Here is a 19952-nt window from a genome sequence, read left to right as displayed (position 1 = left end):
TCTCTCTGAGCCACATCATTGACTAACGCCATGAACTCGACAGCGCAATATCAGCTCAACACGTCATCGCTTGTTGGGCCTGTCCTGATCTATCTGGCGATGATCGTATATGGAAGCTTGCTTCCATTCCATTGGAATGGTCTCTCGCTTTCCGCCGCATGGGCAAATTTCCAGCATATCCCGCTGTTGAAACTGGGAATAGCCAGCCGTGCAGACCTGGTAGCCAACCTGCTTTTATATATCCCTTTCGGGCTGCTGCTCTGCGGTCGGCTGGTCGGAGAAAATCGACAACCTCGATTAATGTCGATCGGCATGCTGTTGTCGCTGCTGCTTTCATTGACAGTTGCGCTAGGCGTGGAATTTATCCAGCAATTCTTTGCTCCTCGCACCGTCTCGCTGAACGATATTTTTGCGGAGCTTGCCGGCGCGATATTAGGGATTGCGCTCTGGCCTGTTATTGGGAAACACCTGACGCGTCTGCCCCAAACCATTGCCAATGGAGGAACACAGGCACGAGAGGGCATACTGATCGCGTACGCCCTGTTGTATGCAGTACTCAGCTTATTTCCTTATGATTTTCTACTGTCCTTCGACGAGTGGCGGGACAAATTGGCTTCCGGTGCCGCCGGGTGGGTGTTTGCGCCGAATTGCGGTGAAAAGTGCTTTTTACGACTCATCCCGGAGGCACTGCTGGTTGCACCGCTGGCCGCGCTGATCTTTCGACATCCTAGTCAACACCACCTCCCTTCCCTACTTCTTTCCGCAGCAATTACGGGCGCAATACTGGGAGTTTTGATCGAAAGCCTGCAATTGACGATTGCGTCCGGCATCAGTCAGGGAGCTTCAGTTATCTCACGTGCAGCAGGCTTGGCGCTTGGAGCCGGGCTGATACCGGTTGCCAGGAGCATGGATTGGCTCGCACTGCGCCAATATATCAACCCGATACTGGGCCTGGGTATCCTCCCCTACCTGGGGGCCCTTGCGGGGTTGAACGGCTGGTTTTCGGGCGATCGACTGGGAGTATCCGAGGGTTTGGAGAGGCTTGGAGACATACACTTTGCACCGTTTTACTATCACTATTTCACCACCGAAACAATCGCGCTTGCAAGCCTGTTATTTCAAGCTGCGCTCTATCTACCTATCGGGGCAGGCTTATGGCTCTGGCACTGGAGCAGTTTCCGGAGCGAGTGGCAACAAGACCACAAACGGAGAACAGTCGTTGCTGGACTGGTTGCTGGAATAGTTGCATGTATTATTGAAGCCGGCAAGCTCTTCATTACCGCGAAGCATCCAGACCCGACCAATATCCTGATAGCGGTGGCGGCAGCGATGGGAGCATATCGCGTGCTCCATGCACTATCTACCCCTCAACCAGACACACCGGCATCATCTGCGCGATTCAAGCCTGAGGAAATTGCCTCCCGTCATTATTTGACCCCGATTCTGGAGAAGTTTGCGGAAATCCCTCGAGCTGAGCAGCTTCTCTCGAAGGAACGTCCTCATTGGACAGTGGCCGCCGGTGTCCTTGCTATCGTTTTCGCCACCTGGGCTGCGATAACGACCCCGCTCAGCACAGGCTGGGTTTTTTTATCTCTTATCGTATATGCAACATTGATCTGGCGGCAGCCCAGTCTATGGCTCGTCTGGGTGCCCGCCTTGTTACCGCTACTTGATCTAACGCATTGGACCGGCCGATTGTTTTGGACCGAGTTTGATACAGTGCTCCTGGTCACCCTGGGGGTGGCGTATCTAAGGCTCGGCTCCAGATTGCCTCCGCAACGTTCGTTGAGGAGATTCGGGCGCTTGCTGTTCTTCCTTTTTGTACTATCCGCAGCGATCAGCTTCGTCATCGGCTTATTCCCACTGGCGACACTCGACCATAACGCCTTCTCGAACTACATCAGTTCTTATAATGCCTTACGGGCGGTCAAAGGTTTGCTATTTGTTCTGGCTTTTATGCCTCTGCTGGCACTTCAGTGGGAAGAGCCGGTGCGCGCCACGAACCGTCTCGCTCTGGGAATGACACTGGGACTGGCAGGAACGGTAGCTTATGTATTATGGGAACGCGCTACATTTCCGGGACTTTTCAATTTCGAGGACGACTACCGCATCACCGGACCTTTCCCGGGCATGCATGTCGGCGGAGCTTATATCGAAGCCTTTTTGACCGCCACATTGCCATTCGTGGCACTTCTTGCATGGGAACAACGCCGTGCCTGGGTTACGGTATTGGCGGTGGGGCTGTATGGCTTGGGGGGATATAGTGTGATGGTGACGTTCTCCCGCGGCGGCCAAGCGGCTTTTGCATTGGCGAGCCTGGTTCTGCTGCTCGGCTTCCTGAAGCTTGCAGCACGCGGGGGTTCGCACCGCTTTTCTAACATGATTGCAGTGATTCTGATTGCCGGAGTTGCGGCAGCCATTACATGGCCCATCTTCAGTGGGCAGTATAGTCAGACACGCTGGGCAATAGCCGAGCAGGACATGGACGTGCGCGCCGCCCATTGGGCTGATGTCCTGAGCATTATTCAGAGGCAAAACGCCTCGCTTTTTGGCATGGGCTTAGGTTCGTTTCCAGCGGCCTATTTCTGGAATTCAAACGCGCCCTCTCGCCCTGCCACTTATGGGTTCGTCAACGAAAACGGGAACAGCCTATTACGACTCGGTAGTGGCGATCCTCTGTATTTTGAGCAAACCGTAGCAGTTGTAGCAGAACAATCGTATACGCTGACAATGGATTTGCGCGCGAAGACCGGAAATCCCACGCTCATTCCGGTGGTCTGCGAAAAAGCAATGCTTTATTCTTATACTTGCGCGAGCCCGCCGCTACGAATTAATACACCCGATAAGAACTGGTTTCATTTGGAGGTGCAAATTCATGCCAAGAATCTTGGACCACCGGGAAGCCGACTCCCAAGGCCCGTAATATTATCCCTCTACAATGGTGAACCTGGCACTGTAGTGGATGTAGACAATGTGAGGTTGCTGGATATCTCCGGAAAAAATCTGGTACGTAATGGCGATTTTTCCGATGGCATGCATCACTGGTTTTTTTCCACAGATAACTACTGGCCATGGCATGTGGAAAATCTTTACCTGAGCGTTTTCTTTGAACAGGGCTGGTTCGGACTGCTCTGTTTCCTTGCGCTCATTGTCTATGCAATCGTACGATGGTTGCCGCGCGCCTGGAGAAATGATCCGCTGAGCCTGGTACTATGCGCATCGCTCACGGCCTTCCTGGCCGTTGGCGTCTTGAACAGCTGGTCAGACGAACCCCGCCTCAGTTTCCTGTTTTACCTGTTACTGATCGCGGGATTGATCGCCGAGGCGCCTTTTGTTCAGACAAGGCAGCACTCTGCCATGATTCGGAACAATCCATGATATCGTCGCCGCTTTTATCTTCGGCGCGTCCAATTCACTCGAATCAAGCAGAGATTGTCGGTGGACCCCAAGTCATCAAATCTGACCTCTCATGACTGCATGGAACTCACCGAAATAAAGTTGCACTCGAACGACTGGGTGTTGAGATCGACCTGCAGCCCGTTATCAGGTGAGCATGGGACGAAATTCAGACTTTCAAGCACCTGCTGGGCCGGAATATTGCGCCCCGTCGGTTTGAAATTAACCCATAAACTTTCTGGCTTTTGCGTACGCGGTTTGTTCACCAGATAATTGAAGAAAGCCTGCTCGATGAATCTCCCTTGCACCCGGCAGGAGAGCATGAAGTCTTCGACGCGTATCTCGCTCTCCTCGACCCGGACGATGCAAAATCCAACGACACCATAAGAACCGTAGTTATCCGTGCAACGCAATACATATTTTTCTATTTCCTGGTTCGCCAGAATAGGCAGGATCTCGCTCCTCTGATACTTGCGCCCCGAGAAATTCAGTTGATTCGTGCGCTGCACGAGTTCGGACACGCGCTCCAGATCGTCATCCATATAAAGATCGACGAAGAGCTTTATTTCGCATGCTGCCAGGAATCCGAGATAATCTGAACCAAACTGGGTCGCACTTTTCCTGCGCACGAATTCTTCGCGATAAAACTGGCTGCGTTTCCTCGCATCCTCATTGGTGGACCCCTGATAGCGCGGATTCGAGAAAAGATCGGCGATTTTCTCTGCGTTCACGCAGGTGACACCCTTCAAGGCCCTTGATACTTCTTCCAGTTCGAATGGATTGTCGTCGATGAAAGCAAAGGTATCGAGTCCTATATTGAGTTGCTCCGCTATTGCCTTGATATTTTCGCTCTTGGGAAGCCAGTTGATCTGAGGATATAGAAAATAATCCGCCATGCCCAATTCTTCCAGCCGACGCCAGGCGCTGGATTCGTCATTCTTGCTTGCGATACTGAGCAGGATTCCCCGTTCGTCGAAGAAGCGCAGCAACTCGAGTACCTTTGGTCGCAAACCAACTCCCTCATTCTCCAGCAATATCCCGTCCCACAAGGTATTGTCGAGGTCCCACACCACGCACTTGATTTTCGGGTGGCTGGAACTGTCTTTCTTTACGGCCTCGGCGCGAACCACGAAATCGGCAGCCAGAAATACTAGGCGTGCGGTACCCTCCCCATCCGGGATAATGGCGATGTCAAACGGAAGGCCACATTCTGTGATCCTCGAGAATTGTTCCCGGTGGAACTCGTGGCGGGAATAACCGGCTGGCAATGTGACCGCTGCCCGAAATGGGAGTGGAAGCTGAGCTGAGGAAGATTTGCCCGCTGCGCTTGCGACTGACATGCTCAGCTGCATCCGAACGGGAATATCCATCGGATTGTATACTTCCAGCAGGAAAAGATTCGGCTGCTGTCTGGAATTGGAATCATTCCTTCGATGCAGCCAGCGTCCGAGCCGTTCGAGGAGCGTATGCTCCAGATATGACCAGCGGGTGTCCCGTGTGATGCGGTAGACGAAGGCCCCGACAATATTAATCAGCGGTGCAGACAAATCGACCATGCGTTCAGTCCACAGGGCCACGCCGGAGGGCAGTAGGAGTGTATTACCGCGAGCCTCGATCTTGCCCCATTTCTTGAATGAAACCTCTGCGCCGTAGCCCCTCGCCGATGGAAAACGGGGATTGCGATACATCCCATACGTCAGGCGGCGGCATCGCGTATCGGGCCGGCTCTGATATAGATCGCAACTCGCGAAGCAGCTCGGGGCTGCACATTCCACGCAGTGCTCACCCCACATGAGCAAGGACATTTGCTCGATATCGCGAACCGCTTCGTAAGACGATTGAGGAGCCAGCTCGCGATCCTCGTGCAACTGCTTTTCGTATTTATCGAATTCGAACATGACGCAGGTTTACCCAATCATCCGGTACGTCGCCGAGAATGCGAAATCATTTTCGGCGGCAAATGAATGACTTTCCCAAGGGCGCGTATGCCATATAAGGAATGAAGCATATGTCGCTCTCCTTCTGCAAAAAATCTGAAAGGGCTTTCTGCTCGCCCTGCTCCGGATCAGCCCTGTAGTTATAGAAATCATCAAAGCAGATGATGGAGCCATTTACAAGATACGGCTGGATAAAATCGAGTACCTCGACCGTGGAATCATAGAGGTCGCAATCGATATAGACGATCGCCGCTTTGCGGCCCGCGAGCCGTCGGCGCGTTGCGTCATTCAGACTCTCGCTGTAAAAACCTTCGACCAGCTCGTACTCGCAAGAACGAATACCTCGCGACTTCAGTATCGACTCGAATTCGGGACGGCTGCAGGCAAACTGTCCTTTGTACCAGATATTATCAGGATGGGCTCCGGTATCAGGCAATCCCTGAAAGGAGTCAAAACCCCATAATTTCATATCCTGCCTGCGATAGCGATGCTTCATCCGGTGTGCATAGCCAAAGGTTTTTCCTCTCCATAATCCGAATTCGAGGTAATCTCCGCAGACTTCATTGATCTTGATGAACTCAAAAGCCTGGCTCAACATTCCAAGCTCAGTCATACGATTATCGGACCGGTGATCCAGCACCTCCATCATGCGCGCGAACCACTCCATGTCTATAATTTTTTTTACAGCATTTTTTATCATGATCTGAACAACGTCGATTTATAGCGTGAACTTTAAATTCAATAGAACGGTACGGACATTGGATGGCATCTCATTTATTTTTCCGGAGAACAAGCGTGCTATCCGCATTCGCATGCTGCCGCGTCAATGAGAGTCAGCAGTTATGAGATCATTAAGCGCCGAAGCACACATTTCCGTCCCCTGTAAAAACTATCTTCCTGATCGTATCAGCCGTTTCAGGGACGCCTTGATACCTAGCTGTTCCATTTTGTCACCCGTAAATTTACTGAAATGATCAACTGCCCTTTGCGCCTGGAGCAGGCACATGTTACGCATGTTAGCCCGAACAAAAAAGACGTTGGCACACTGAACACTGTCAGTGGCAAACAGTTTTTTATGCTCTGACTGTCCCTCGGTGAAATCAAACAAGCGGAAAGTTTTTTCGTCGAACAGGTACTCCAAAGCAAGCCATTGCAGAATCGTGCCTACCGAAAAATTCATATAGTCCGGATGGTATCCGAGATATGCGTAGAGTACGATCCCATTTGATATCGGACAGTAAAGATATGAGACGGGCCTATCCTCATGGAAAAGAAGGAACGCGCGAACGCGCTCCTGTTGAGCCAGCCGCTCCATCTGCTCGCAGAATTCTGCGGAATCAGGCAGCCCCGCGTCGAGCAATCTTTCCTGGTAAGTTGTTCTGGACACAGTGCGGGCCAGCCGAAAGAATTCGGCCATTTCGCCAGGAGACCTGTAGGCTCTCCAAGAGATACTGCCACCGCAATGCTCTGTGTACTTCCGTATTTTGCGGCTGATAGTCGAGCGTGTCTTGGAGGAAAACTTGCTCTTGTATTCCGCAAACGACTGCTGCATATCGATGTAATAGCGGGGATACTGGGCGGGCACATAACACAGATAAGCGCCCTGCCGTCGTAGCACGGGCTGTGGTCCGGTGACGCGCAGCGATCTGAGCAGGAAGCCCTGGCTTCCTTCATGGAGGGGATCAGCGGGCGCTATTGGCTCAGCTACAGGGGGTGCTTCATCGTCAAGTCCCGCTTCCCGCACCTGCAACCATAACCTTGGAGCTATCAAGGTCTTGTCACCCAGTTGTATCTTTATCGGCACCTGTTGACAATGCCATGTCTGATTCAACGAAGCCTCCTGAGCAAACCCTGCTCGAGGATTCTGAATCCCGTTTTCCAGACCGGTGAGGTGAGCGGAGCGGGTTGCAGGGGAACAGACACAGGCATCAGGCCATGAAAACCACGTACGCGAAAGCAATCCCGGTGCCGATCAAGGAAAGAGCAAAGTTTATGAAAACGCTCTATTACAATTTCATCCGGACGGTCCATCCCCGGATTGAGCAATTCGAAATTGTGCGACAGGATAACAAAAGCTTTACGTCCGGACTCCAGCGACTGCCAGAGAAGGCCCTCCATCTCCTGATACGAACATGCAGTCAACTGGGCATGCCGCAATCCGCCCAAGCCCCCGTCGAAGACCGTCATCGGATATTCGTACACACCTTCGCATTCGAGGGGCTCCACCAGTGGCATTTCAGGACTGATACCGCTATCTTGTCCAAGCATGCTGGCGTTGTAACTGCTATCGAAAGCGATCTGGTTTGCATTCAGGGCGCGCAATGTATCCCGGTTGAAGCCAAAACCTCCCGCACGAAACGCGTTTACACGCGGCGCTCCTGCTGATTCGATCAACAGCGCTCCTGCCTGTATCAAGATTGTTTGTTCTTCCAGTGAAAAATAGCGCAGATACTGTCTTTTGCGGCTCACATTGTCGAGCAATGGCTGGTTTGATTCATCTACCCATTCGGTATGGAGATGAAGCTGTATTTCATGACCTTCTTCCCGAATGAGGCCAAGAATTTCCACCAGCGGCTCAGTGCCAAACCGCGTCGAGAACAGGGGTTCAACAAAAAATACCCCGGTCAATCCGTAGTCCCGCAACTGGCGCAACTGGTACGGCAGGCCATAATCCCCTTTACGGGTAGGACCATAGATATATCTCCGGAACGCTCCCGGGAATTTGGCGTCGAGATCCTCCCAGCCATTGCACCATACCTCGACGTCAACAGTAAGGAATACATCCAGCATCGGGCCACTCGCGGAATTTAACGGCTATCGAATATCGGATCAGGATGAGCCAGGGGGCAAAAAGATCTGGAACGCTTCTGTCACAGGATTTCCCCTTCTGCCCCGATCTGCTGACGAATCTCGATTCCGCCACAACCTGCTCACGCAAAATGAACCAGCTTCAGCCCTTCCCTGGAAGTGTGCACTTGCTCAGCATTAAGCACGTGGCGCAGAAACGATTCAAACATCAACAACGACCATAGGGAAGCGCTATAGTCGCGCCGCCCCGACTGGTGTTGGTCCAGCATTTCTCTCAGAAATGCGCGACTGAAGAACCCCGTATCCGCCAGAACGGGTCCGAGCAACGCATCATTTATCCGCTGCCGCAGGGGGCCGCGAAACCAGCTTGCGAGCGGAACCGAGAATCCCATCTTGTCGCGATAAAGAATGTCGTCTGACAGGTAGGGTTCCAGAGCTTTCTTGAATACATATTTGCCTTCATGCCCGCGCAGTTTGATGGATGCGGGAAGTCCCGATATCCATTCGACCAGTTCGTGATCCAGCAGGGGCACGCGTACTTCCAGGGAATGTGCCATGCTTGCACGGTCTACCTTGGTAAGAATATCGCCCACCAGGTATGTTTTCATATCCAGGTATTGAACACGAGAAAGAGGATCTGTCACCGGACATTTATCCGCATGCCTGCGCAGGATCTCCACTGCTCCATACCCCTGAAGCTCACGCTTGAAGGATTCGCTGAACAACCGGCGCCTCATGCCGTCTTTCATGATCGAAACACTGTGAAAATAGCCTTCCACAGAATCTCTCGCGAGAGCTTCAAGAGTAGATTTTGCACGCAAAACTTTCGGCGCCCAATCCGCTTTGGGATACAGATTCCCGAGCAGGCCGAACAGGGGTTTGCGAAGCCCCAACGGCAAAGTGGATCGCATTCTCTCCTCGTAGAGGTGCCAGCGGTAACGACGATAGCCTGCGAGATTTTCGTCACCCCCATCCCCTGATAAGACAACAGTGACCCGTTTCCTGGCCAGTTGACAAACCCGGTAGGTAGGCATGGCCGAACTATCCGCGAAGGGCTCGTCATACAGTGAAGCCAACCGGTCTATCAGGTCGAAATCGTCCTGGTCAACCTGACCTACCTGATGATGCGTATGATAGCGGTCCGCCACCTTTTGCGCATATTGAGATTCGTTGAAAGCAGGATCGCCAAAAGAAATGGAGCAGGTATTGACGGGTTCATTCATGAGGCCCGCCATCATTGCCACCACCGCGCTCGAATCCACCCCTCCGGACAGAAAAGCGCCCAAGGGCACTTCGGTCATCAAATGTACCCTCACCGACTCACGCAGTCGAGCAATCAACTCTTCCCGGGCTTCCTCCAGGCTCAGGGGAGAATGTATCGTAAACGGAACATCCCAGTAGGATTGAGGTTGAGGTACAGTTCGTCCTCGGCTGAGCTTCAGAGTGTGCGCCGGAGGAAGCTTATATGCCTGTTTGAATATGGTTTTTGGCTCCGGCACATACCCATAGGCAAAATAATCTTCAATAGCATGAACGTCCATATCCCGGATAAAACCGGGATGGGCAAGAATTCCCTTGAGCTCTGATGCAAAAACGAAAGTGCCATCATCCAGCAGGCTGTAGTAGAGTGGCTTGATGCCAAGCCGGTCTCGCGCGAGAAACAGGATCTCCTGATTCCGGTCCCACAAGGCGAAGGCGAACATGCCGCGGAAGCGGTTTACGCAGCGTTCACCCCACTCTTCCCAGGCATGAACAATGACTTCGGTATCACAATGTGTCCGGAAGGTGTGACCCAGGCTGGAAAGTTCTTTGACAAGCGTCTCGAAGTTATAGATTTCGCCGTTGAAAACCACCACCACACTACCATCTTCATTGAAAAGCGGTTGCTGACCACTGGAAACATCCATAATCGAAAGACGCCGATGACCAAAACCCAGTCCTGGCTCGATATAAACTTCTCCTTCATCCGGCCCGCGGTGTACCTGAACCTGATTTATTCCCAGAAGTAATTGCCGGTCGATTGATCTTTTGCCGCGAGTATCGAACAGGCCCACAATTCCGCACATGTTATTTTTCCTTCCGCCTGTTACACCCGACGTAACACTTTGTCATAGACTTCAAGATATCCGGACATCATGGCTTCCATACTGAACCTTGTCTCGACCTGCTTTCGGGCGGCGCGGCCGTGTTCTATCAACAGCTCCGGATTTCTGTAATACTCCAGTATGGCTCCTGCCAGCGCAGTTGCCGATCCTGGCGGGACCAGCATTCCTGTCATGCCTTCCTCAACCAGTTCCGTATTTCCTCCCACCCGGGTTGCGACGACGGGTAAACCGGTGGACATAGCCTCGAGAATGGTGTTGGAAATGCCCTCTCCGAGCGAAGGAAGCACAAACAGATCCATGCTGCGCATAAGTTCAGGGATGTCGTCCCGTTCACCGGGAAACCAGACAAGTCCTTCGACTCCCGCTTCACGCACCTTTTCAATACAACGCTGCCGAGTACTCCCCGCCCCGACAATCAATAACCGAAGCCTTTCGTGAGCGGCAGGCATTTCCTTCAGCAAAAGTAAAAATGCTTCTATCAGGCCGCAGTAATTCTTCACATCTGCCATGCGTCCGACACTGCCAATGACAAATGTATCTTCCCTGAAAAATCCCGGAACCGCTCCCTGAACCATATTGTTCTTCAAGGATGTGCTTTTACGCGGATAAAAGCGCCGGCTGTCTACGCCATTGTAGATTTGATTGATGCGATGCGGCGCTGCCCGTACCGTATCGACCAGCCAGCTTTCGAGATCCCTGCTGACGGTAATGAAGTGGTCTACAAATGGACGAATGGCTTTTCTCAATAAATTATATTTGTGGTTTCTGCCATGCAGGTCGAACATATCCCGCCCATGTTCGCCATGTACCCTTGCCCGCGCTCCCGCAAGGGCTGCAATCACCTGACCTTCCATGGCGGCCAGATTACGGGTATGCACGATGTCGGGCTTCAAGCGCCTAAGCGCTCTGAAAAGATCGATATAAAGCTTAAAATCATGTCCATCGCGCTTGTTCAACGCGATAACCTCCACGTCTTCGCTGACAATCCTGCTCCTGAAGTCCGAATACCCCTTCAGGCAAACTATGGCATGCCGGTAGCGATCCGCCGGAATATGATTGATGAGATTGACCACGCCATTTTCCAGCCCCCCCACCCCCAGATGATAAATCACGTGAGCAATGAGAGGGGGCCGCTTGACGTGTTCCGCCGGATTCAACCGCAGCCGCTCGCTAACGATTTGCTGCATTTCGAAGTGCACCCGTTATTGCCGGCGCGCTATCCATAATAAAATCCTGGAGCACTGAAGCTGCTTCATCGACGCTACCCTCGTATCGTGTTGCCACAATGAGCTCAGCTGCATCGTCGCCTCTCCCTAGAAGCTTATTCCTGGCCAGCATAAACTTTGCCCAATATGGATTTGCGGTCTCCTCACCCCCTACCCAATACCATCGCCACACAAGCAGCGATGCCGAAGAGGAGCGCAACCGGTTCTGTTTGACGATTTCTTCCTGCGAACCAAGGAAGATTCTGCGCATATCTTCGCCAGCCTCATGCCATTTTGATCCCTTTCCCGCCGCCAGCACATTTTCAGAATTGATCAGTTCAGCACCTTGCTTCTGATCGCGGTAATAACTGATGTAAAGATCTACCGACTGTCCGTTATTCCGGTAATTTCTCAGGAACTGAGCAGTCGAACCCGTGTATATGGGTTTCCAGTCGGAAAGGTGTTCCGGGCTACCTTGCCATTTGCCGGACGCATCGAAGATATGGATTTCCACTTCTTCCGTACCGTAGGAAATCTTCCTTTCCAGCCACTCCGCGTATATCGGCCAGATGACGGCTATGGTTAAAACCGCGACGGCAGTGAAAATTGTCCTTATCAAGGTGGAATCCCCCCCTGGACCGCGGTTATTTCCCGTTGAGACCTGTGCTGTGAAGCCGATGCTATCAAACCTGTTCTCATCTTCGCGCCAGAAAGATCCGATCCAGAATAGCACCAACATCACAAAGCCAAAGAATACCCATCCGTAAATCAGGTGGTCGATGCCCACAGCGAGCTGCATATCGCTCAGGTGGCCGGTCATTACAATCAGATAGGCGCGGATACCATTGGCAAGGATCGGTACGATCAGAGACAGGGCAATAAATATCAGCCGACGGGTGAGGCTCCGATAGGTCAGGTATGCGTAAAGGGTTCCCAGCGTAAAGGATGCAATCAGGTAGCGCAGCCCGCTGCAGGCTTCAACCACGGACCAATTGCCGCTGGGAATGGTAAAAAAATTGCCTTCGCGATAGACAGGAATTCCAGTCAGCTGAAGCGCTGTTACGGTAAAGTCCGCTGTAAAGTTTATCAGTGGCGGTATGAATGCGTCGCCAAAAGGTACGGCGAGCAGGAGGTAGGCTAATGGAAAGGCCAGCGCCCATGCTATCTGATTTCCCAGGATTGCCCAGACAGCGGCGGAAATCATCGCTATCACCATGAATTGCGCAAATACCTGCACACTTGCCAGTATTCCCAGAAGCCAGCTGAAACCGAGAATCGCAAGCACGAACAGAACTTTGGGATTGGGACGCGCAAAAAGAGTGGTGAGATACTTGCGCTGCCCCCAGATCAGATAACCGCTGAACGGAAAGATCAGAAACCCATGAGCAAACGTATCCGATCTGGCCCAGGTAGAAATCATGGACCAGGTAGTCTCATGATAAGCAAGGAGAATTCCCGCAATGACCGCGAGCGTAAGCAGAGCGCCTGCTTTCAACCCCTCATGCTCCAGTGCCAGTGAGGGGTCCGGGGCGATGCCCTGGCGGACTCCTGCATTCATATGCATCGCTCCACTCGAAATTGTCTCTGCCAATGGTAGTACAAGGAATTCTGCCTAAACTGCCTGGGGTTGTGACAGGAGTCTGTCGATACGTCCCAAACCATTTTTCCAACTGTAATCTTCCAGCACGCGCACTCTGGCAGCTCGACAAATTCCAGGATGCGCGCCGTTCTGGAGAAAGGAGATAACCCGATGAGCAAAGTCCTGTTCATCAAGGGCAACCACCAGTTCCTCCTCCCTTCGCGCGCGAATGCCTTCCGCAGCTGATGGAGAAGCTATGACAATTTTCTCCATGGCCATTGCCTCCAGGACTTTGTTCTGTATTCCACGCGCAATGCGCAACGGCGCCACCACCAGCGAGGCGTGCGCCAGATAGGGCCGGACGTCGGACACGAATCCCGTTACCCTGATGCCCGGAAATGCGGCGAGAGCTGCTACGGCATCGGATGGGCGCGCTCCGACAATATAGAATTCGACTTTCGGCAGTTTCGCACGGATCGCCGGAAAAACAGACCGTGCAAACCAGACAACTGCGTCAACATTGGCCCGATAATCCATTGCGCCAGTGAACACAAGAATGCGCTTCCCCTCCGGATACGGATTGGGATAGCTATTTTGCGGTGAAAAATAATTGGCATCGACGCCGTTATTGAAGTGAGTCACTTTTGCAGCAGCTTCGGGTAGCAATTGGTGAAACAGGTTGGCTTCTGTCTCGGAGACGAATGTGGCGCTGTCGAATGCACGCGCGATCTCCTTTTCATAGCCCAGCAGCAATCTCGATTCTCTTCGGTATATCCAGTTCATCGGCCAGCCTGCTGACGTCGAATATTGCATCCACTTGTCCGAATCGATATCGACAAAATCGATAATCCGGCGGATATGGCGCACACGGCTTACATATTGCGCCATTCCTGAGGAAAAGATCAGGATATTCTCAACAGGTCTTGTGCCAAGTACATGATTTACCCATGCTTGCAGACGCGAGTTCCAGTAGTAGGGAAGGGTAAGGGGTTTCCCGCAAAGCAATCCCGAAAGGCTTCCCACCCTGGCCATCCCTGGATGGAGGTTGATGAAACAGGTTTCCCCGCAGAGACTTCTTACTTTCTCGATATATTTCCAGTCCCCCTCATCATCGATAAAGGTGCCAAGATGGACGCGGTGGTGTTGTGCCAGATGCTCCAGCAGATGATAGGACCGGATCTTGTCTCCCTTATTCGGGGGATAAGGAATTCGATGGACCAGATAAAGCAATTCGCGCATGAATCTAGCCCAGATTTCTTACGATGTGCGGACCGACGAGGTTTGCCAGCCCCAGCGGCAGTTTCTGCCAGGCTTTGATAAAGAGCCGATACTTGGGATTGAGAGGATTATGATCCGGCACTTCCTTTGCCTGATAGAGTTGATACTCATAGTGCAAGGGCTGCGGTTCAAATCCCCAGTTCTTCTTGAAATCGAAAGATCCCGACCCGCGTTTGCTGCGTCCGAAATCAAAAACCTTGCACCCCTTTTCGCACGCCCGGCGCATCAGTTCCCAATACATGAAATCATTTCCCGCCACCTCGCGCGCTTCCCCGGTACCGCCTCCATAGTAGGGCAAGACTTCGTCCCGAAAATAAAAGCTCATCACCGCGGAGATGGTGCGGTTTTCCTTTACGATTATCATCAGTTCGCAATCTTCCGCAAACACTTCTTTGAGCAGGCGGAAATACTTCCTCGAAAAAACCGGAGTGCCAAGGCGATGCACGCTGGCAGAATAAGCTGAAAAAAAGCGTTCTATATCCTGATCAACGACACTTTCCAGTCCTGCCTTGATACCTTTTCGCACCATTGCCCGCTGCTTGCGTGGAATGGCACTCATGTTCTGCTCAACTTCGGACGCTATCTCCTTGCGAAAGGTGACATAAAGGTCCTTTCCGTGCCAGTCGGCGTGATGGGGTTTCAGATTCCTGTATTCGAGATAGTCTACTTGCAACTCTTGGGCCAGCTTCTGGGCGGATCTATCCAGCTCATCCCGGACAGCTTGTGAATTGGCAGCAATTCCCCCATACACGCAGAAGGGCAGCGAACTCAGTGAATGACCAAATAAACGGCTATTGATCTCCGCCAGGGGAAGCACGCCCTGAATTTCCCCTCCGGATTCCGCGTAAAGGAACCAGGTTTTATGACCAAAGGCACGTTCAATGACAGTTTGCCAACCTGCCCGGTGAAAGAAGGTCGCTTCCCGGCAGCTCAATACGAAAGCATCCCATCGCTTAACTTCCTCCCCGGAAAGCAAGTTTACCGACAAAGCGCCAGTTGGATGGGGAGACTCAAAATTCACATTTGCAACCGAATACACCTGGGAGCTCATGCACCTTCCAGAAAAATTCTATCCATCCGATCCCACCTGAAGTCGCGAACCAACGCCCGGATCCGGTTTTCCATCCGATGGAGGTTGTGATAGTGGCGAAAGCGCGTTTTCATGCTGATCCCCTTCTGGCGCGGTTGCTGATGGTCTATTTCCCATGGATGAAAATAGAAGATTGCAGGGCGCTCCTCGAAATGATTCAGCCTCTGCAGAAACCAGCGGGAGACAGGGTAGGGCCATAACCGGAAATAGCCTCCGCCACCTGCGGGGAAATTTCTCTGGAACAGTCGTACCGTTGTAATCGGGACTTCCAGCAGCGTGTTGTTGCGGGGGTAATAGGCGAACCGCGGAGCATCGGGAACCCCATAGTGATCATGCCGGATCGGGTAGATGCTGGAGCTGTAACGGTAGCCCGCATCCCCGAGCAGATCCAAGGCCCATTCATTCTGATGTCCTATGGAGAAACTCGGCGCCCGATAACCGAGTACGGGTTGCCCGGAAATATCTTCCAGGAGCGCCTTGCTGCGGACGATGTCCTCTCTGAATTCGTCAGGGTCCAGCTCCCAAACCCGATGATGACCCCACCCGTGACTCGCTAGCTCATGGCCCTCTGCAATCAGCCGCCTCACCATAGCGGGATAACGCTCTGCAATCCATCCCAAAGTAAAGAAGGTTGCTTTTACCCCTCTCTCGTCCAGCAATGAAAGAATGCGATCGATATTATTTTCTACACGGCAGGAGATGGAGGTCCATGAGTCTCTCGGAATATGAGCGGCAAAGGCGGAAACCTGGAAATAATCCTCCACGTCGATCGTCATTGCATTTCGAATGAGGTCAGGATTCATTTGAAAAATCTCGTATAACTCCAAATAGCAATACCTGCGCCTGCGGCGAAAGCGCAGCATCCTCGTAATCTCGCCCTCATGCTCATCGGCATTTCTTGATCGACCATGTTGGATCGCTCATAGGGGCGCATAGGACAGACGGGCCTCTAGCGGAGCCGCTTGTTCACGTCAGCCAGCGAGAGTACCTGCTTGAGCAGACCCATCAGGGAAACAACGGTTTCCTCCAACTTGGCAACCCGGTGGCTCATCTCCTCCAGCCCGGTAACGAACTGCTCTTCCTTCAAGGGGGAAGTTTTATCTCCCGAGAATAGTCCGGCCTCGACTTCAACCGCATCAAACTCCTGCTGGATATCCCGGATCACCTCGTTCACTTCAGATACTCCGAAATGCTGCAGCTTTTCGAGATAGCCCATCAGCAGGAGGCGATCACACAACGCGTTGATCTTCCTCGGAATACCTCCGGTATACTGATGTATGACGTCAAAAGCATCCTCATCAAAGCCGGGATTTCCGCCCCAGCCCACAGTCTTCAATCTGTGCTCAATATAGGATTTCGTTTCCGCCCGATCCATGGGGCCGAGGTGATAGGTTGCAGTGATTCTTTGCCGCAACTGCTGCATATCATTACCAAGGAGGGTTTTCCTGAACTCCGGCTGCCCGAGAAGAAATGTTTGCAGCAGAGACTTGTTATCTCCCTGAAAATTGGAAAGCATTCTCAGTTCTTCCACAGTTTGGGGGGAGAGATTTTGCGCCTCGTCCACCACTAAAAGTGCGCGCTTACCCTGTTGCTCGCATTGTCGGAAGAATTTTTCGAGTGCGACGAGCACAGGTGTCTTCCCCGGATTCCCCTGTGTCAAAGATAATCCAAACGCCGCCGCGACCATCCTCAATGTGTCATCAGAATCCAGACTGGTATTGACGATTTGAGCAGCAACGATCTTTTCCGGCTCCAGCTGTCGAAACAGATTACGGACCAACGTGGTTTTCCCCGCGCCCACTTCTCCCGTAACGACAATGAATCCCTCCGCTTGCGCCAACCCATATTCAAGGTAGGCCATTGCACGGTTATGTCCTTTGCTGCCGAAAAAGAAATTTGGATCCGGGCTCAGTTGAAATGGCTTGGCTTTGAACCCATAGAATGATGTATACACTTCTTCTCTTCTGCTAAAAAGTCATGTTCACGTAGGCTATTGCGGCGTTCTCGCGATAATCATCCCCCTGATTGGAATCCCTCTCATTACGCCGGTACTCGATCGTACCGTTCAGGTTGGGTAATATCTCCGGAAATTTCCTCGTCAGACCAACTTTGACCAGCCTGAGATCATCTTTTCTTTCTGTATTAAGAAAAGAAAACCGGCTATACGCGAAACTGAGATTGGCGCTTGTGAATTGCGACACGCGATAACTCCACAACGCATTGCCACCTGTTTGTACCGTATTATTGAGGAGGGCTGCATTTGCCGCCCCGACCAGACCGGCATCATCACCTTCGGCTGAGAATGCCTTACGTGTCATATTGAACCCTCTCAATATCACTGTATTCCTGACGCCATTAAACGCAACAGAAGCCTGCAATCGCTTCTGTAGAAAGAGTCGGTTTGTAAAAAAATTGGTGGGAGAAAAAAAAGAACCGGAAAAGTTAGGACCTAGCAGGACGCCGGTATTTTGCTGGATGGTTTCCAGAGGAAGGTTGGGAAACTGCGCTCCAATCAACTGATTTAATGAGTCCGTAACGCCGGACATACTGCCAAGCAGCGACTGCTGATTGAACGTCGTCATTTCCTCGATGTAGTTAAAATCCCAAATAGTTAAGCGGGTACGGTGGGTGGCTTGCGCAAAATAAGTAGCACCGTAAAACCTTTGTCCGGCATTCGCTACGATGTTTGTCCTTTCGTTCGGCGTCCATACGAAACCTGCTGTCCATGTTGGACTGGAAGGATTTCCTCTGATCGACAGAAAGCTGTTCCTCTCATAACCTCCCATTCCGGTCAAACCGAATCGAGGTGTAAACATATAGCGCAAAGTGCCAATAGAGCGCTCCAGTTCGACGGTTCGGTCGGTCCTGTCGAAGTGAATCATACTGTGACTGTAGTTCACACCCCAATGCAGCTTCCCGAAATCGGTGCCGCTATTCACACGCGCATAAAAGTTGTCGGCTTGGCTATTCTGAAGCAGGTTTAAGTTTGAGGTCACTATGTTATGAGCATAGCGTAATTCGGTTGAGGCAAAATCCTTGAAACGATGGCGGATATAGGGACTGACATTAAATGTCCTGACATCGCCCCTGTTGCCTGTGACATTCACATTATCGAGCGCTTGAGGCCCCAGCAACGAGATGTTCTGCTGAGCAATGATGGCGGTTCCATCCACGAAAAAAAAATCTTCCATCAGCTCGGCAGTTCCCTGCGCGCTTAGCTGCTGCCTTATTCTCGTTAGGTCGGAGTTCTGCGCATAGATGAGGTTATTCATCGTGTAGTCGGCGGTTAGTTTGAAGCGCCGACCAGTACCGTTCAGCAAAATACCCGGGTTGATTTGAGAAACAAAATCACTCCCTCCTGAACCCAGCCTCAGGTTATCAGTATACGTCTCTATCACACTCAGCCGCGGAAGAACTCTCCACTCCGCCGCCTTCGAGCAAGGAGAATAAGACGAAAGCAATAGAATGATCCCGGCTACAACGCAAGCTGAAGAAAACAAGATGTCATGCCGACACTTATTCTCAGGCGCTCTCATGGTAATAGTAGCCGTAATATTCTCCGCCAGAAAATGTCCTGGTCTTGTTGTAGATCAGGTTTACGACGTCACACGACTCAATTTGCCGCAGTGTTTCCTTGACGGCCTGCTGCGATGTCGTTTCCGCCTCAACCACCAGGACAATCTGCCCCATCTGGGTTGCCAGTACACGTGCCTCGCTTGTCAGCAACAAGGGTGGAGAATCAAAAATAACGACGCGATCAGCATAACGTTCCGCAAGCTCCTTCAATAATTCTCCCATATTCCGGCTGGCGAGAAGTTCGGTGGAGTGTGAATGCCGCCTTCCTGCCGTAAGGAGTGTGAGTTTCTCGACATCAGTTTTGATCAGTACATCCGCCAGGCTGAGATCTTCCTCTACAAGAATATCCAGCAAGCCTCTTTCTGTTCCCACACCCAGGATTTTTGGAATCGAGGGTCGCGCAACATCCGCGTCAACCAGCAAAACGGTGCGATCCATCTCCATCGCAATACTCATTGCGAGGTTGACAGTGCAAAAACTTTTTCCTTCGCCAGCGAGTGCGCTGGTAACCATGATGAGATTGCCGTTCTTGATCATGCCCGGCCCTTTATTGAAGGCATTGGTCAGTAACGGTCGCTTGATCACGCGAAACTGCTCCGCTATTTGCGTTCTCCCCTGGTCGGGGGTGACGATACCATACTGACGCATCTTGACCAGATCAAGGTTCACCCGATTTGATGTGAGAACCGTATTTGGCGGAACTTTTTTTTCGATCTCTTTTGTCTCGGGAATACCGCTATCGAGCTTCTGAGCAGGATTTACCGAAACCGATGGAGGTACTTGTGTGCTGGACAGTACTCCTTTCTCCAATTTGCCTACAGCCTTTTCAATTATGCTCACGTGTTCTCCCGTTCTGTTCCGAGGTCCCCTGCGTCCGGTTTTATAGAATTACTGCACCTAACCGGGGAATTGTGACAGGAATGGTGGTTAAAGAGATATTAATTAAATGATTTGCCACACTGCTGAATTCTAGAATTG

General features: G+C 51.8%; 14 protein-coding genes. 1 reads left to right on the top strand and 13 read right to left on the bottom strand.

The window, feature by feature from the left end:
- The first annotated feature begins 30 nt into the window (after positions 1–30).
- On the top strand, positions 31–3378 hold the full coding sequence (locus tag BMW46_RS06235; RefSeq protein WP_256376972.1) for a VanZ family protein: 3348 nt from the start codon (positions 31–33) through the stop codon (positions 3376–3378).
- Between the two features lie 89 nt (positions 3379–3467).
- Here BMW46_RS06235 and BMW46_RS06230 read toward each other — a convergent pair whose 3' ends face one another.
- The 13 genes from BMW46_RS06230 to BMW46_RS06170 form a co-directional block, all read right to left on the bottom strand.
- On the bottom strand, positions 3468–5294 hold the full coding sequence (locus tag BMW46_RS06230) for an HAD-IIIC family phosphatase (RefSeq protein WP_074706136.1): 1827 nt from the start codon (positions 5292–5294) through the stop codon (positions 3468–3470).
- 46 nt (positions 5295–5340) lie between these two features.
- Positions 5341–6033, bottom strand: a complete 693-nt coding sequence (locus BMW46_RS06225; protein WP_074706133.1) for a TylF/MycF/NovP-related O-methyltransferase — start codon at positions 6031–6033, stop codon at positions 5341–5343.
- A gap of 189 nt (positions 6034–6222) precedes the next feature.
- Positions 6223–7164, bottom strand: coding sequence for a GNAT family N-acetyltransferase (locus BMW46_RS06220; RefSeq protein WP_081355698.1), 942 nt, complete (start codon positions 7162–7164; stop codon positions 6223–6225).
- On the bottom strand, positions 7161–8123 hold the full coding sequence (locus tag BMW46_RS06215) for a polysaccharide deacetylase family protein (protein WP_074706131.1): 963 nt from the start codon (positions 8121–8123) through the stop codon (positions 7161–7163). Before BMW46_RS06215 ends, BMW46_RS06220 begins: the two co-directional genes overlap by 4 nt.
- Before the next feature lie 140 nt (positions 8124–8263).
- Positions 8264–10207, bottom strand: a complete 1944-nt coding sequence (locus tag BMW46_RS06210; protein WP_074706128.1) for an XrtA/PEP-CTERM system amidotransferase — start codon at positions 10205–10207, stop codon at positions 8264–8266.
- Positions 10208–10227: 20 nt separating this feature from the next.
- A complete protein-coding gene (locus BMW46_RS06205) occupies positions 10228–11433 on the bottom strand; it encodes a TIGR03088 family PEP-CTERM/XrtA system glycosyltransferase (protein ID WP_074706126.1) in 1206 nt (401 codons plus the stop codon).
- Positions 11417–13009: an exosortase A gene (gene xrtA, locus BMW46_RS06200; RefSeq protein WP_074706123.1), complete on the bottom strand. Its 1593-nt coding sequence runs from the start codon at positions 13007–13009 to the stop codon at positions 11417–11419. Before xrtA ends, BMW46_RS06205 begins: the two co-directional genes overlap by 17 nt.
- A gap of 54 nt (positions 13010–13063) precedes the next feature.
- Entirely contained in the window at positions 13064–14269 is a 1206-nt protein-coding gene (locus BMW46_RS06195) for a TIGR03087 family PEP-CTERM/XrtA system glycosyltransferase (RefSeq protein WP_074706121.1), read from the bottom strand.
- Between the two features lie 4 nt (positions 14270–14273).
- The gene (locus BMW46_RS06190; protein ID WP_074706118.1) at positions 14274–15359 is read right to left on the bottom strand and encodes a FemAB family XrtA/PEP-CTERM system-associated protein; all 1086 of its coding nucleotides are present in this window, start codon (positions 15357–15359) and stop codon (positions 14274–14276) included.
- Positions 15356–16201, bottom strand: coding sequence for an XrtA system polysaccharide deacetylase (locus tag BMW46_RS06185; protein WP_074706596.1), 846 nt, complete (start codon positions 16199–16201; stop codon positions 15356–15358). Before BMW46_RS06185 ends, BMW46_RS06190 begins: the two co-directional genes overlap by 4 nt.
- 146 nt (positions 16202–16347) lie before the next feature.
- Positions 16348–17352 (bottom strand): XrtA/PEP-CTERM system-associated ATPase, encoded by a 1005-nt coding sequence (locus BMW46_RS06180; RefSeq protein WP_074706116.1) that lies wholly within the window; start codon positions 17350–17352, stop codon positions 16348–16350.
- Between the two features lie 13 nt (positions 17353–17365).
- Complete coding sequence (locus BMW46_RS06175) at positions 17366–18934, bottom strand: TIGR03016 family PEP-CTERM system-associated outer membrane protein (RefSeq protein WP_074706115.1); 1569 nt, start codon at positions 18932–18934, stop codon at positions 17366–17368.
- The gene (locus BMW46_RS06170; protein ID WP_074706112.1) at positions 18921–19814 is read right to left on the bottom strand and encodes an XrtA-associated tyrosine autokinase; all 894 of its coding nucleotides are present in this window, start codon (positions 19812–19814) and stop codon (positions 18921–18923) included. The genes BMW46_RS06175 and BMW46_RS06170 overlap by 14 nt, the downstream gene beginning before the upstream one ends.
- Positions 19815–19952: the final 138 nt, after the last annotated feature.

Origin of the sequence: Nitrosospira multiformis, assembly GCF_900111585.1 — a bacterium.
Classification (GTDB): Bacteria; Pseudomonadota; Gammaproteobacteria; order Burkholderiales; family Nitrosomonadaceae; genus Nitrosospira; species Nitrosospira multiformis_B.
Note: the sequence above shows the minus strand (reverse complement) of the source record. Positions and strands in the feature narration are given on the sequence as shown.

Bases quoted from the DNA above. Each gene is read 5' to 3' on its own strand.
- BMW46_RS06205 (WP_074706126.1), bottom strand. From the start codon at position 11,433: ATGCAGCAAATCGTTAGCGAGCGGCTGCGGTTGAATCCGGCGGAACAC.
- BMW46_RS06210 (WP_074706128.1), bottom strand. From the start codon at position 10,207: ATGTGCGGAATTGTGGGCCTGTTCGATACTCGCGGCAAAAGATCAATC.
- BMW46_RS06225 (WP_074706133.1), bottom strand. From the start codon at position 6,033: ATGATAAAAAATGCTGTAAAAAAAATTATAGACATGGAGTGGTTCGCG.
- BMW46_RS06230 (WP_074706136.1), bottom strand. From the start codon at position 5,294: ATGTTCGAATTCGATAAATACGAAAAGCAGTTGCACGAGGATCGCGAG.
- BMW46_RS06215 (WP_074706131.1), bottom strand. From the start codon at position 8,123: ATGCTGGATGTATTCCTTACTGTTGACGTCGAGGTATGGTGCAATGGC.
- xrtA (WP_074706123.1), bottom strand. From the start codon at position 13,009: ATGAATGCAGGAGTCCGCCAGGGCATCGCCCCGGACCCCTCACTGGCA.
- BMW46_RS06175 (WP_074706115.1), bottom strand. From the start codon at position 18,934: ATGAGAGCGCCTGAGAATAAGTGTCGGCATGACATCTTGTTTTCTTCA.
- BMW46_RS06185 (WP_074706596.1), bottom strand. From the start codon at position 16,201: ATGAATCCTGACCTCATTCGAAATGCAATGACGATCGACGTGGAGGAT.
- BMW46_RS06190 (WP_074706118.1), bottom strand. From the start codon at position 15,359: ATGAGCTCCCAGGTGTATTCGGTTGCAAATGTGAATTTTGAGTCTCCC.
- BMW46_RS06195 (WP_074706121.1), bottom strand. From the start codon at position 14,269: ATGCGCGAATTGCTTTATCTGGTCCATCGAATTCCTTATCCCCCGAAT.
- BMW46_RS06235 (WP_256376972.1), top strand. From the start codon at position 31: ATGAACTCGACAGCGCAATATCAGCTCAACACGTCATCGCTTGTTGGG.